This window comes from Halomonas sp. H33-56, from assembly GCF_040147035.1.
GTDB classification, from domain to species: domain Bacteria; phylum Pseudomonadota; class Gammaproteobacteria; order Pseudomonadales; family Halomonadaceae; genus Halomonas; species Halomonas litopenaei.
In genome coordinates, this window is record NZ_JAMSHP010000001.1 from 4,157,016 (window position 1) to 4,170,469 (window position 13,454).

General features: G+C 64.0%; 11 protein-coding genes. 6 read left to right on the forward strand and 5 right to left on the reverse strand.

Annotated features, from left to right (window positions below; genetic code table 11):
• Positions 1–134: 134 nt before the first annotated feature.
• On the reverse strand, positions 135–1,067 hold the full coding sequence (locus NFH98_RS17715) for an Rpn family recombination-promoting nuclease/putative transposase (protein WP_349623002.1): 933 nt from the start codon (positions 1,065–1,067) through the stop codon (positions 135–137).
• Positions 1,068–1,350: 283 nt separating this feature from the next.
• Between NFH98_RS17715 and NFH98_RS17720 the strand changes: the two genes are divergently transcribed.
• The 4 genes from NFH98_RS17720 to NFH98_RS17735 all read left to right on the forward strand — a co-directional run bounded on the left by NFH98_RS17720 (position 1,351) and on the right by NFH98_RS17735 (position 5,261).
• Positions 1,351–2,166, forward strand: coding sequence for a FadR/GntR family transcriptional regulator (locus tag NFH98_RS17720; protein ID WP_349623003.1), 816 nt, complete (start codon positions 1,351–1,353; stop codon positions 2,164–2,166).
• 69 nt (positions 2,167–2,235) lie between these two features.
• Positions 2,236–3,384, forward strand: coding sequence for a galactonate dehydratase (gene dgoD / locus NFH98_RS17725; protein WP_349623004.1), 1,149 nt, complete (start codon positions 2,236–2,238; stop codon positions 3,382–3,384).
• An 88-nt stretch (positions 3,385–3,472) separates the two neighbouring features.
• Positions 3,473–4,435 (forward strand): SMP-30/gluconolactonase/LRE family protein, encoded by a 963-nt coding sequence (locus NFH98_RS17730; protein ID WP_045993633.1) that lies wholly within the window; start codon positions 3,473–3,475, stop codon positions 4,433–4,435.
• Positions 4,436–4,517: 82 nt separating this feature from the next.
• Positions 4,518–5,261: an SDR family oxidoreductase gene (locus NFH98_RS17735; protein WP_045993634.1), complete on the forward strand. Its 744-nt coding sequence runs from the start codon at positions 4,518–4,520 to the stop codon at positions 5,259–5,261.
• A gap of 17 nt (positions 5,262–5,278) precedes the next feature.
• Here the strand turns inward: NFH98_RS17735 and NFH98_RS17740 are convergent, their stop codons facing one another.
• The gene (locus NFH98_RS17740) at positions 5,279–7,531 is read right to left on the reverse strand and encodes a putative bifunctional diguanylate cyclase/phosphodiesterase (RefSeq protein WP_222517085.1); all 2,253 of its coding nucleotides are present in this window, start codon (positions 7,529–7,531) and stop codon (positions 5,279–5,281) included.
• A 301-nt stretch (positions 7,532–7,832) separates the two neighbouring features.
• Between NFH98_RS17740 and NFH98_RS17745 the strand changes: the two genes are divergently transcribed.
• Positions 7,833–8,582, forward strand: coding sequence for a FadR/GntR family transcriptional regulator (locus NFH98_RS17745; RefSeq protein WP_108133555.1), 750 nt, complete (start codon positions 7,833–7,835; stop codon positions 8,580–8,582).
• Positions 8,583–8,762: 180 nt separating this feature from the next.
• Here NFH98_RS17745 and NFH98_RS17750 read toward each other — a convergent pair whose 3' ends face one another.
• Genes NFH98_RS17750 through NFH98_RS17760 form a run of 3 tightly spaced genes read right to left on the reverse strand, consistent with a single transcriptional unit; the run spans position 8,763 to position 12,163 of the window.
• Entirely contained in the window at positions 8,763–10,013 is a 1,251-nt protein-coding gene (locus NFH98_RS17750; protein WP_222517086.1) for an allantoate amidohydrolase, read from the reverse strand.
• Between the two features lie 51 nt (positions 10,014–10,064).
• On the reverse strand, positions 10,065–10,766 hold the full coding sequence (locus NFH98_RS17755; protein WP_349623005.1) for a DUF1028 domain-containing protein: 702 nt from the start codon (positions 10,764–10,766) through the stop codon (positions 10,065–10,067).
• Between the two features lie 8 nt (positions 10,767–10,774).
• Positions 10,775–12,163 (reverse strand): YfcC family protein, encoded by a 1,389-nt coding sequence (locus NFH98_RS17760; RefSeq protein WP_045993637.1) that lies wholly within the window; start codon positions 12,161–12,163, stop codon positions 10,775–10,777.
• Between the two features lie 266 nt (positions 12,164–12,429).
• Here NFH98_RS17760 and NFH98_RS17765 point away from each other — a divergent pair, with 266 nt between their 5' ends.
• Complete coding sequence (locus NFH98_RS17765) at positions 12,430–13,344, forward strand: mechanosensitive ion channel family protein (protein ID WP_108449236.1); 915 nt, start codon at positions 12,430–12,432, stop codon at positions 13,342–13,344.
• Positions 13,345–13,454 lie beyond the last annotated feature (110 nt).

Here is a 13,454-nt window from a genome sequence, read left to right on the forward strand (position 1 = left end):
CATTACATTGCCTTACGTGATGCGCAGCCCTAAATCGAGAAGACGTCTCGCGCTAGGCCGCACCGCCACCCGGGCCATCGAGCGATGCGGCAGCTTGGCACACACCTCCATCTTGCGAGCCGGGCCGGCTCAGCTCATTCCTTTCTTCTCAACTCCGCCACCTGTTCGAAGTCAAGTCCGCAGATTTCTGCGATTTCGCGGCTATCCATGGCGGTGCGCGCAAGCAGGTTACGCGCGGCTTCCAGACGCCCTTCCAGGCGCCCTTCCTCGAGTCCCTTCTGCTTCCACTGTTCGGGCCATCGTTTGGCACGTTCCGACAGCATGGTGTGTACCTCCTCAAGGTCATTGAGCGCCTGCCACTGCTCGTGGTCGCCCTTCCCGCCCGGCACCCAGTTGGGCAGCAGGACGCGCTTGATCCATGTCGCGAAGTGGCGCCGCAGCCGAGCCTGCCCGGGTGATTTCAACCACTCCACCAACTGGCCGATGGTGTCGATCACGTCCTGCTGGCTATGGTGATACTCCAGCCGAAAGATGGCGGCAACCAGGTTGCGGGTGTCTGCGGGCCAGCGCTCGTCGGCGACGATCGCACCTTCATCCAGCAGCAGATAGGACTGCGAGGGCTGGTAGCTAGCCAGCTCCGTCGCTGCGGGATGAATCAGTTCGGAGAGCTCCTTCGCGGCACTCCATCGCCTTTCTCCATTGTAGAGGACGATGGGCAGCACCGGCGGCAAGCTGCGCTCGCTGGCCAACTTTCTCTGCTTTACCAGGTCCTGATACAGCAGACCCACGTAGGTCATGATGCGCAGCGCCATGAAGGGATCGACGCTGCTCTGAAACTCGATCAACAGATAAAGGTACAGCCAGTCATCACCAGAACGCACCCGCCAGATCACGTCGCCTTCGCGGTCCCGAAGATCATCCGTCACGAAACTGCCGCTGACCTTCTCCAGGCTGTCCAGGTCCAGCCGCTCGACCCACTCGCCTTCGACGAACCCGGTCAAGAGGTCACGTATCACCCTAGGCTCACTGAACAGCAGCTTGTAGCTCTGATCGTGTCTATCACGCATGGCAGGCTGGTCCGTCAATGCATCCTGCATCGCAGCGTGGCGGCTAATCACACTCTTCTCGAGCCCACTCGTAAGCTGCAGCACAGACAAGGCCAGCATGTGAGTTGCATGGGGCAGAATGACGAAGGCTGCCGAGAATCAGTCAGCCACTAATCGGCGAGTTCACAAGCGCACGCGTTCAGCACCGCACCTTCCACCAAGGTCTACCCCATTCGAGGCACTCCTGCCTTGCCCAAAATGTCAGACATTAACTATAGTAACGTCGAACATTATGGAGGCCTGGATGGACGCTCTCGCTTCACTCCCGAGGCCCGCCGAGGGTCGCGGTGCCGCGGCGCTGGCCGAGGTACTGGCACGGGCGATTCTGTCGGGACACTGGCAGCCGGGGGATCTGTTTCCTCGGGAGCTGGATCTGTGCCAGCACTTCGAGGCCAGCCGCAATCGGGTGCGTAACGCCCTGGGCGAACTCAGCGCGGCGGGTCTGATCGAGCGCACCGCCGGTCGCGGCACCGTGGTGCGCGATATCGTCGACTGGCATCTGCTGGATCCGCAGATGAGCGGCTGGATGGCCAGCCTGGACGCGCCCCACCCGCAACTGGTCGAGGCGGTGTTTGCCTTTCGCCTGGCAGCGGAACCCTATATCGGCGAGCTGGCGGCGCTTAACGCCTCCGGCGAAGACCTGGCACGCATCGAACGCGCCTTTGAAGGCATGCAGGAGACCGCCGATGCGGCCTCACAGCGACTGGCCCACGCCGAGCACGATGTGGCCTTTCACGACGCCATCTATCGCGCCAGCCACAACCTGGTCTGGCGCCAGATGGGGCTGCTGTTGAGACCTTCCATCGTGGCCCTGATCCAGCGCTCGCAGCGCCATGCCGGGAGTTCCTCTGACGGCCCCATGGACGACGCAGCAGGCGGCCATGCGCGTGGACTCAGCGACAGCCTGGAGCGCCACCGCCAGCTACTCGAGGCGATTCGCCTGAGGCAGCCAGAGCAGGCCCGCCGCGCCACGGAACTGCTGCTCGAGCGCACCGCACGTGACCTGGACAAGACACTCCCGGCCAGTGGCATCACGACACCGGCGTCGCGACACCTTTAAGCCCGTCCGCTCGCTTCACCCAACCCCATCGACATCGGGCCAAGCAGGCCCCCACAAGAGGCATCGACCATGAAGATCACCCGACTCAAGACCTGGCAGGTTCCGCCACGCTGGTGCTTTCTGAAGATCGAGACCGACGAGGGCGTCTACGGCTGGGGCGAGCCGGTCATCGAGGGCCGGGCCGCCACCGTGGAAGCCGCAGTGCACGAGCTGTCGGACTACCTGATCGGCCAGGATCCGCGCAATATCGAGCACCTGTGGAACGTCATGTACCGGGCCGGCTTCTATCGCGGCGGCCCGATTCTGATGTCCGCCATCGCCGGCATCGACCAGGCGCTGTGGGACCTCAAGGGCCGCGAACTCGGCGTCCCGGTGCACCAACTGCTGGGCGGCAAGGTGCGTGATCGCATGCGCATGTACGCCTGGACCGGCGGCGATCGTCCCGCCGACGTGGGTGCCGGCGCCAAGGCACTGACCGATCAGGGATTTACCGCCTTCAAGATGAACGGTACGCCGGAGATGCAGATCGTCGACAGCCATCGCAAGATCGACGAGGCGGTCGCCCGCGTCGCCGAGGCTCGCGACTCCGTCGGTCCCGACGTGGGCATCGCGGTGGACTTCCACGGCCGTGTCCATCGGCCCATGGCCAAGACGCTGATGCGCGAGCTCGAGCCCTATCACCTGATGTTCATCGAGGAGCCGGTGGCACCCGAGCACCTGCCGGTGCTCAAGACCATCGCCCAGGATCTGGCCACCCCGATCGCCACCGGCGAACGCCTGCACACCCGTTTCGCCTTCCGTGACCTGCTCGCCGACAACATGGTCGATATCGTCCAGCCGGACCTGTCTCACTGCGGTGGCATCAGTGAAGGCTTGAAGATCGCCACCCTGGCCTCGGCCTACGACGTGGCCCTGGCGCCCCACTGCCCGCTGGGCCCGCTGACCCTGGCGGCGTCGCTGCAGCTGGATGCGGTATGTCACAATGCCTTTATCCAGGAACAGAGCATGGGCATCCACTACAACAAGGACAACGACGTGCTCGACTATCTGGTCGACAAGAACGCGCTGGCGATCGAGGACGGCTTCTGTGCCATTCCCGAGGGGCCCGGCCTCGGCGTCGAGATCAACGAGGCGTTCGTCGAGGAACGCGCCAAGGTCGGACACCGCTGGCGCAATCCGGTATGGCAACACGATGACGGCTCCGTCGCCGAGTGGTGAGCGACGGCTGATCGCGTTGCCGAACAATGACAACAGTCCTGGTGGATGCGCGCTCCAAGGTGCCATCCGCCAAGTTCGAGGAGACGTCATGTCCCGTTCCGCATCCCCCTGCCTTGGCGAGGCTCGCGCCATCGTCGAGGCACCCTGCGAACTCGGCGAGGGCCCCAGCTGGGACGCCCGGCGTGGCGAGTTTCGCTGGCTCGATATCCTCGGGCGCCGCTTCCATCGCTACCGCCTCGAAGACGGCGATCATCGGTCCCAGGCGCTGGACGAGCTGGTGTCCTTCGCCGCCCCCTTGACCAGCGGTGATGATCTGCTGGTCACCGAACACGGCCTCAAGGAACGCGACCACGCCCACGGCGGCGTGTCACCCTGGCGCGAGGTCGAGGCTGCCAACCCGGTGACGCGCAGCAACGATGCGCGCATCGATCGCCACGGCGGGCTGTGGTTCTCGACCATGGGCAAGGCCGCCGAAGCCGCAGCCGGCAGCCTCTATCGCCTGTACCGCGGCGAGATCTTCTGCCTGAAGCAAGACATCACCATCCCCAATGCCCTGTGCTTTTCACCGGATGGTCGCCTTGGCTACTTCACCGACACCGCCACCGGGGTGGTCATGCGCTGGGCGCTCGACGCCGAGGGCTTCCCGTTGCGCCAGGATGGCGGCGCCTTCCTTCAGGACGGGGTGGCGGCAAGGCCCGAACAATTGGCCGAGCCCGAACCCTGGGCGGACTTCAACGACGACCCGGGAAACCCGGACGGCGCAGTGATCGATGCCGATGGCTACATGTGGCTGGCGCTATGGGGGTCAGGGCGGGTTGCCCGGCTGACGCCGGATGGCGAGGAGGTCGGTCATGTCAGGGTCAACGCCGACCAGCCCTCCTGCCCGGCCTTCGGCGGGCGTGAGCTGACCACCCTGCTGATCACCACCGCCACCGAAGGACAGCGAGAACACAAGGAAGGCCGCCAGGACGGCGCTACCTTCCTGTTCGACCTGAGCGAAGCGCTTCCCGGCGTACGTGGGCTCGATGATCCACCGATCGCACTGCGCTGAATCGCTGCTCACATGCCGCCGCTTTCGGCTTGTCCATCGGCGGCGCCCCCAGGTTTACGACGCACCCCCAGAGGCCTGAAGCATGAGCGAATCCGACTCTCCCAAGGTCGCCATCATCACCGGTGGCTCACGCGGTATCGGGGCCGACATCAGTCGGCGTCTGGCCAACGATGGCTATGCAGTGATCGTCAACTACGCCCATCACCGCGAGGTCGCCGACGGCCTGGTCGAGGAGATCCTGGCCCAGGGCGGCGCGGCGCTGGCCGTTCAGGCAGACATCTCACGCACCGACGAAGTGGCGCAGCTTTTCGACACTGCCATGCAGCGCTTCGGTCGCGTCGATGCGCTGGTGAACAATGCCGGCGTGCTCAAGGCGGTGCCCATCGCCGAGGCGGCGGACGACGACTACGACACGCACTTCGAGACCAACACGCGCGGCACCTTCAACACCCTGAGGGAAGCCGCCTCGCGCCTGGAAGATGGCGGCCGAATCGTCAACCTGTCGAGCAGCGCGCTGGCGCTGAATCTGCCTGGCTACGGGCTCTACAACGCCACCAAGGCTGCGGTGGAGTCGCTGACCCGAGTGTTTGCCGGCGAGTTGCGCGGCAGGCGGATCACCGTCAACGCGGTAGCGCCGGGACCGGTGGATACCGAACTGTTCCGCTCGGGCAAGACCGAGGAACAGATCGAAAGGTTCACCCATATGCCACCACTGGAGCGACTGGGCCAACCGCGTGACATCGCCGCGGTGATCGCCTTCCTGCTAAGCCCCGAGGCCGAGTGGATCAATGGCCAGGTCATCCGCGCCAATGGCGGCTTCGCCTGAAGCAGCGTCGTCAAGGCTCAGCGCAGTTCTTCGTTGGCGGCGTCGCGGATGCCGTCCCCGACGCGACTGCGCAGCCACTCGGTGGCGGCCTCGGCGGTCATTGGTCGTGAAATCAGGAAGCCCTGCAGCATATGGCAGCCTTGCTCCGCCAGGTGGTCCGCCACCGTCTGGTCTTCCACCCCCTCGGCGACCACGCTGAGCCCCAGATGGTGAGCAAGCTCGATCGTGGAGGACACGATGACGTCGTCCTCGGACCCCTTCACCAGCTGCATGACGAAAGACTTGTCGATCTTCAGCTCCTGGACCGGCATGCGCTTGAGCTGGGCCAGCGACGAATAGCCCGTTCCATAGTCATCGATGGCCAGCTCCACCCCCATGGCGCGCAATGACTGCAGCTTGCGCGCCCCCATCTCCGGCGATTCCATCAGCGCGCTCTCGGTGAGCTCGATGCACAGACACTCGCCGCGCAGGCCATGGCGGTCCAGCGCCCGCTCGACCCGCTTGATCAACCCTGGCTGCTGCAGGTCCATGGCCGAGATATTCACCCCGAGGCGCACATTGAGCCCTGCCTCGCTCCACCTGGCCAGCTGCTGGCAGCCGGTGTCGATGACCCACTGGGTCAGCTGGTGGATCAGCCCCGAGCGTTCGGCCAGTGCAATGAATTCATCCGGAGGGATGCGTCCGAGCCTGGGGTGATCCCACCGCAGTAGTGCCTCCATGCCGAGGGCCCGTCCTGTCAGGGCCGACACCTGGGGTTGATAACGCAGCGAGAACTCACCGTTGCTGGCGGCGTGCTGGAGATCGCGCACCAGAGACAGATGGCGCAGATGGCGTTCGTCCTGGCCGTGCAGGTAACACTGATAGGACTGGCGTAGCTGACGTGCTCGATCCAGTGCGATCTCGGCCCGCCGCAGCAGCAGGTTGGCCTCGCCGCCATGCTCCGGATAGCGCGCCTCGCCCATGGCGCAATCGAGTGTCACCGGCGACCCATCCAGACGGATCGCCCGGGTCAGTCGACGATGCGTATCCTCAAGCCACAGCGGGTCGAGGTGAGACACTGACAGCAGCAGCAGGAATTCGTCGCCACTGAGACGGTAAGCCCCTGCCTTGGGTGCCGGCAGATCCGCCAGGCGTCCGGCCAGCGTACTCAGTACCTGATCACCGAAGTCATGGCCGAAGGTGTCGTTGATCCGGCGCATATGGTTGATGGTCAGCCGCAGCAGGGTAAAGGGACGCCCGGTGGCGATGGCAGCCTCGATATCCTCGTTGGCGCATTGGCGATTGCCTAGCCCGGTCAACTGGTCCTGGCGTGAGCGCTTGCGAATGTCGGCTTCCCGGCGCACCAGGTCGTTCTGCATCTTCAGCATGGTCGAGGACAGCAGACCAAATTCTCCCTTGCGGGGAAGTCGATCGAGATCCAGAGGTTCCCCACGCCCCACACTCTTGGCCGCCCCGACCAGCCGCAACAGCGGCAGACTCACGCCTCTAGCGATCAAGCTGGCGGCCACCAGCATCAGCGCCAGGCTGATCGCCAGGATGATGGCCAGCTGGCGCTTTATCGCCTGATAGTCGGCCAGCAGAGTCTCGTAGGAACGTTCCACCACGAGCTGGATACGCCCCTTTGCATCCTCGAACAGCGTCGAGGCTCGGCGCAGACCCTCGCTCCCCACAAGGCCAACGTCCTCACCTTCACCCACCTGCACCTCGAAATGGGTGTCGCTACGAATCAGCGCCGACAGCGCCGTTGCCATGTCCTCGTCCAGGCGAAACCCCATGACCAGCCAGCCCACGGACGTCGTCCCCCGCACCGGATGCAGGACAAGTTGAAAGGCCTCGCCATCATGAATGAACAGGGTGATGGTCCCATCGGTGCGTCTCGCCTGATCCCGGAGGTCAGGGAAAGCATCCGTGGCCCCGGCATCATGATGGCTCGACACCATCACACGGCCCTCATCATCGAGCAGGCTCACCATGTTGGCACCCATGCGCTCCGCGTACTCGCCAAGCACGTCCACTCGCACCGCGCTGTCGAGCGGGTCGATGGCCTCGCGGAAACGCGGATCTTCCACCAGCAGATCCACACTGTGCAGCAATTGCTGGCCCCAGCCATCGAGCAGGGCTTGCGCCACGCCGGAGGCCACGCCCAGTTCCTTCTCGCCCTGCTCCATGGCGGTCGTCTTGAGCGCACTGAGTACCGCCCATGACACGACCAGCTGGATCCCGATGGTCAGGACCAGCATCACCAGCAGTAGCCGAGCACGAAAGGACATCGAAAGGCCTCCACAGATTGTCGATGGCGCCACCACCACACAAACGCTGCACACAGAGTGGCAGATAAAGTCACCCGTAACCCCCTCACGGGCACTGCGGTCTAACCGGCTTAGGCCACTTCAGGCACAGGCTTCACCCTTTGGCTTCTAGAATAGCCATACTGTTACTAAATGTAACTAATATTCACAAAATCTTTGCCGTCCAGCCCTGCGCAGTCGCGGCAGCCCTGACCGACGAGGTGGCGGCCAGTCCGTCATGAGCTCTGATATGCTGTGGTTTCATCACCGACGAGAGACCAACATGACCGGATCGACACCTCGCAGACGACCCTATCAATTGGCAGAGACCATCAAGGGCTGGATCGTCGAACGCGAGCTGTCACCGGGTGATCGCCTGCCCGGTGAGGCGGAGTTGATGGAGATCCTCGGCGCCTCCAAGGGCACCGTTCGTGAAAGCACCCGGGTGCTGGAAGCCCAGGGGCTGGTCGAGACGCGTACCGGACCCGGCGGCGGCGTGTTTATCCGGGAAATGAGCGAATCCCGCGCCATCTCGCTGCTCAGCCACTATCTCTATTTCAAGGACATCTCGATCCGCGACATCTACCAGATCCGGTTGGCGCTGGAACCGGAGCTGGTAGCCTCGCTGGCGGGGCAGGTCGAGGCTTCAGAGATCGCCAGGCTGCGCCAGTCGCTTGCGAGCTACGCCGAGCCCGCCTGTGACCTGGACGCCGAGCGCCAGCAGCACATCGACTCGCTGGACTTTCATGAACAACTGGCGCAGCTTTCCGGCGGCAACCCCTTGCTGTCCTTCATCATCCGCTTCACCGCCCAGGTGCTGTCCGACCTTACCGTCTATCGGCGGCTGTACGAGCCCGGCGACCATCATATCGGTCCCGCCGGCTGCCAGTATCACGCCTGGCTGCTCGACGCCATCGAGGCCGGCGACGGAGAACGCGCCCGCACCCTGATGCGCGAGCATCTGCTGGAAGCCCAGGCGGTGATGCACGACAACGAGGCGCAGGTAAGACGCGGGTTTCTCAACGAAGGTTAACCACTAGGGCTCGTCCGAAAAGTGCCTGCGCTCGGTAATACGGCGTTAAAAATCGGATCAAAATGCTCATTTACACCCCGTAAACTGCGCTTTCTCACCGATTTTTGCCTTGTCTAACCTTCGCTCGTCGACTTTTCGGACAGCGCCTAGTAGTTGCGGAGGTGCGAGTCTCGGCGACGCTTATTGCTCCTTCACGGTCAGGTCCTTGAGAAATTGCATCAGTACACGAGTGGCCGCCTCACCGTCGGCCGCGGTGATGGCTTCGTCCGGATGGTGACTCAGGCCATCGGTACAACGCACGAACAACATGCCGATACCGGTCAGGTCGCACATCGCCAGACCGTCATGACCGGCGCCGCTGAACAGCAGATCAGCCGGCTCATCACACCGTTGGCAGGCATCCCCCAAGGCCTCGATCAGCCAGTCCGCGCAGGCCACCGCCTCGGCCTCATAGGTCGTCTCCACCGTCAGTGACAACTCGCGCGCCTGTGCCAGTTGTCGGCAGGCGGCCAGAATGTCCTCGCGACCACGACGCCGAACCTCGGCGTGGGGAGAGCGCAGCTCGAGGGTGAACACCACCTCGGCAGGAATCACGTTGACCGCGTTGGGGCGTACCTCCAGCTTACCCACCACCCCGACAAAATCCTCGGTGGCGTTAAGGATGCGGTCGACCTCGGCGATCATCTCGGCAGCCCCCACCAACGCATCGCGACGGCCCGGCATCGGCGTGGTGCCAGCGTGGCCTGCCTTGCCGGCCACCGTCAGCCGGTGACGCTCGATCCCGGTCAAGGAGGTCACCACGCCGAGAGCGTGATCGCGCCGTTCGAGCACCGGCCCCTGTTCGATGTGGACCTCGACGAAGCCCAGCACCGAGTCAGGATCTCGGGCCAATGACGGAATTTGCTCAGGATCACCACCAAAGGCCCGAAGCGCCTCGCCCACGCTGATGCCATCGGCATCCCTGGCCTCCAGGCTGGCAGGATCGAAGGTACCGGCCAGGGCACGACTGCCGATCAGCGTCGACTGAAAGCGGGTCCCCTCCTCATCACCGAAGGCCACCACTTCGACGCCGTAGTCGAGCTCGATCCCATCCTTCTTCAATCGCTCCAGCGCCAGCAGCGGCAGCGCTACGCCGAGCATGCCGTCATACTTGCCACCTTCGACCACGGTGTCCTGGTGTGACCCCATGATCAGCGTGCGCGCGCCGGCGCGCGCCTTGTCGCATCGCCCAACCAGATTCCCGGAGGCATCCATTTCGGGCTCAAGTCCGGCCCGGCGCATCCAATCGGCGATAAGTTCGAGTACCTGGCGGTGTTGCTCCGAGCAGAACAGCCGGGTCACGCCGGCACCAGGCTCCGAGAAACACGCAGCCTCGTCGAGGCGCTCGAGCAGTTGTGCGCCGAGCGTCATGGTCTCGTGGTCAGCGGTCATGATATCTCCAGATCGGGTGCCTTGAGGCACCGGAATAACGAAGGAATGGCGTCAGCGACGCGGCAGGGACGCCAGAAAGTCGGCAAAGGCTGGCGCGCGCACACGCCTGGCCAGGGCGCGCAACTCGCCCGCGATATCGCCCTCACACCAATCGACACGCAGATCGAGGGGGGCCTGGGTAAACGACTCGATACGCAGGGCGGCGGAGCGCGTGCCTCTGACGTCGCCTCCCTCTACCAAGGCGACCTCCAGGGCGTCGATCAGTCCCTCGAGCAGGTACGCCTCATAGTCGTCGCGGTACTCGGGCGTTGCGCCCTGGCGCACGGCGTCGGCGTTGGTACAACAGGTGTCGACAAAGGCGTGGGCCAGGGCCTCGACCACCTTGGCGCTGGCCAGCAGGTTGCCCGCCGCGGCCACGCCGGGGTAGCGGCAGGAAGCGACGGTGGCGAGGTTGTCGGCACCGCTATGCAGCGCTGAGCGCCCCCGGGCATCCATCACCAGGCACTGGCGCAACGAGGCACCCTTGTCGGCGTCGACCTGCCGGGCAAGCGCACCGCGGGCATCCTCCCCCCGTTCCAGCGCCCGGCGGACACCGTCGGGATACCAGGGGTGGGTAACCCGCCCCTGGGTCGCGCAGGCGCCGACGCCACGCCACACATGGTGAACGTAGCCGCCCACCGCCACACCTCCGGTGGCGGTGAGGGCGGCTACCGTGCCGGTAGCCGGATGAACATGCAGCAGCGACAGTGTCATGGCGCGACCTAGTAGCCGACCATATGGCCGATCACCAGACCACCCCAGGACAGCAGGTAGACCAGCGCCATGAAGGGCAGGATAGCCTTCAGCCACTTCTCGTAGGACACCCGGCCCAGCGCCAGCATCGCCAGGGTGCCACCGGAGGTCGGCACGATCAGGTTGGTCAGGCCGTCACCCACTTGGAAGGCGGTGATCATCAGCTGGCGGCTCATGCCGACCAGGTCGGCCACCGGCACCAGGATCGGCATGGTCACCAGCGCCTGGCCAGAGCCGGATGGCACAAACAGATTGATCACCCCCTGGACGACGCTGGCCATGATCGCCGACAGCGCCCCCGGGATATCCTGAATCAGACCGCTCAGGGCGTAGACGATGGTGTCGATGATCTGGGCGTCCTTGAGGATCACCTGGATCGAGGCGGCCAGGCCGATGACCAGGGCGCCCGCCGTCACGCCGGATGCCCCCTCCATCATCTGCTTGACGATCTCGTTGGCCGACAGGCCGTTGACGATGCCGATCACGATGGCGATCAGCAGGAACATGCCGGCGATCTCATTGATGTACCAGCCCTGGGTAAAGACCCCCACCAGCATGGCGGCGAGGCCACCGACGAACACCACCAGCGTGAGCTTGTCGCGCTTGCTCATGTGGTACTCGTCCAGCGACTTGCTCATGGCCTTGGCGTCGTTGGGCTCCTCGAAGTCCATGCGGGTGACGAAGCGACAGATATACCAGGACAACAGGCCCAATGAGGTCAGCACCAGCAAGGCGCGCAGCCAGGCGCCGGAAAAGGTCGGTAGCTCGGCGATGCCCTGGGCCACGCCCACGGTATAGGGATTGATCGGCGACAGTGCAAAGCCCACGCCGATGCCACCCACCGCCATGGTGGTGCCCACCAGGCTGGAGCAGCCCACCGCGCTGGCGATCAGCACCGCGATGGGCACCAGCGCAATATTGTTCTCGAAGCCGACGGCCACACCGAAGAAGCCGTAGATGAAGGTGCCGGCGGTGATGATGACGTTACGCCGTTCGACGCCGACCCGATTGACCGCCACCCCGATGGCGTTCTCGAGGGCGCCGGTGCGTTGAAGGATATGGAACAGCCCGCCGGCGATGAACACGATGAACAGGTACAGCGAGGCCGCGTTCAAGCCCTTGGGAATCGCCACGAAGATGTCAAAAGGCGAGATCGCCGCCACGTCGCTCAGATAATGAAAGGAGTCCGGCACCACGCGGGTGCGTCCATCCTGCATGACCCGCTCGAACTCGCCGGCGGGAATGATGAAGGTCAGCGCATAGGTGGCGAGCAGGATCAGGAAGATCAGCACCATCGGGTCTGGCACCGTGCGATACCACTTCTTGCGCTCTTTCAGCGTCTGGTCGTGGGCACTCATGGAGTTGTCCTTGTTGTGGAAGAACCGTTCTGGATCGTTTGTCGAAGAAGGCCTGGCGATGGAGTGACGCCGCGAGCGTATCGCGGCCACCTCCAGATGAACAAAAGTATTTATCATGATAAATAGAGGGTCAAGTCGGAACCGACGAGGTATCCGGACTGCCAGCGTTGGCAGGTGACGCGCGATTTGCCTGGCGCCCCGCTATGCTCAGCAACAAGGGCGCAGGATAGTGCGCCCGCCGCCTGAACATGGCCCGGGAGGATGCGATGGAAGAACTGGAACAACTACCCTTCGTGTCGCTGCTGCTGGGAGAGGTTCAGGCCTACCTGTCAGACATTGGTTCTGCTGGCCCACGACTGGCCGCCGGCCTGCTGCTGATCCTGGTGACCTGGCTGGTGGCGAGATTCGGCCGCGCCCTGGTGGCGCGGGTGGCCGACAAGGCCAAGCTCCGACGCAATCTGCGCGATGTCCTGACCATGCTGACGGGGCTCTGTCTTTGGCTCGGGGGACTTCTGATCACCATCACCCTGATCTTCCCCACCGTCACTCCCGGCAAGGCCCTTACCACCCTGGGCCTCGGTTCCATCGCCATCGGCTTCGCCTTCAAGGACGTGTTCGAGAACTTCCTCGCCGGCCTCTTGATCCTGTGGCGAGAACCCTTCCAGATCGGCGACCACATCGCCCTGGAGGCCAACGACGTGGAAGGTCAGGTAGAGCAGATCACGGTGCGCGACAGCCGTATCCGCCGCACCGACGGCCAGATGATCGTGGTGCCCAACGCCCTGCTGTTCCAGCAGCCGGTCATCGTCCGCACCAACCGCGATATCCGGCGCACATCCATCATCGTTGGCGTCGCCTACGACGAGGACGTGGACCAGGCTCGCGAGATCATCCAGGGCGCGGTCGCCGAGGTGGACTCGGTGCGCAGCGACGTACGTGCGGTGCAGGTCTTCGCCAAGGCCTTCGGCGCCAGTTCCATCGACTTCGAGGTGGCCTGGTGGACCGGGTCCCGCCCCGTCGACATCCGCGCTTCCCGCGATCAGGTGGTGGCATCCATCAAGCGCGCGCTCGATGAGGCCAATATCGAGATTCCCTTCCCCTACCGCACTCTGGTGTTCAAGGACCAGGCAGAGGCCGAACGCTTCCATCCTTCGGAAGCAGGTCGCCCACCAGACTTATGAACCAGCACTATTTACGCGGTTCGTACTAGAAACTACGTGATCGCCTATCTAGACCAAGGGAGAAAATGGGTAGGATTCAAGTCGGAAGGACGCAGCTTATCGAACCAGTC

Bases quoted from the DNA above. Each gene is read 5' to 3' on its own strand.
- NFH98_RS17715 (WP_349623002.1), bottom strand. From the start codon at position 1,067: ATGCGTGATAGACACGATCAGAGCTACAAGCTGCTGTTCAGTGAGCCT.
- NFH98_RS17720 (WP_349623003.1), top strand. From the start codon at position 1,351: ATGGACGCTCTCGCTTCACTCCCGAGGCCCGCCGAGGGTCGCGGTGCC.
- dgoD (WP_349623004.1), top strand. From the start codon at position 2,236: ATGAAGATCACCCGACTCAAGACCTGGCAGGTTCCGCCACGCTGGTGC.
- NFH98_RS17730 (WP_045993633.1), top strand. From the start codon at position 3,473: ATGTCCCGTTCCGCATCCCCCTGCCTTGGCGAGGCTCGCGCCATCGTC.
- NFH98_RS17735 (WP_045993634.1), top strand. From the start codon at position 4,518: ATGAGCGAATCCGACTCTCCCAAGGTCGCCATCATCACCGGTGGCTCA.
- NFH98_RS17740 (WP_222517085.1), bottom strand. From the start codon at position 7,531: ATGTCCTTTCGTGCTCGGCTACTGCTGGTGATGCTGGTCCTGACCATC.
- NFH98_RS17745 (WP_108133555.1), top strand. From the start codon at position 7,833: ATGACCGGATCGACACCTCGCAGACGACCCTATCAATTGGCAGAGACC.
- NFH98_RS17750 (WP_222517086.1), bottom strand. From the start codon at position 10,013: ATGACCGCTGACCACGAGACCATGACGCTCGGCGCACAACTGCTCGAG.
- NFH98_RS17755 (WP_349623005.1), bottom strand. From the start codon at position 10,766: ATGACACTGTCGCTGCTGCATGTTCATCCGGCTACCGGCACGGTAGCC.
- NFH98_RS17760 (WP_045993637.1), bottom strand. From the start codon at position 12,163: ATGAGTGCCCACGACCAGACGCTGAAAGAGCGCAAGAAGTGGTATCGC.
- NFH98_RS17765 (WP_108449236.1), top strand. From the start codon at position 12,430: ATGGAAGAACTGGAACAACTACCCTTCGTGTCGCTGCTGCTGGGAGAG.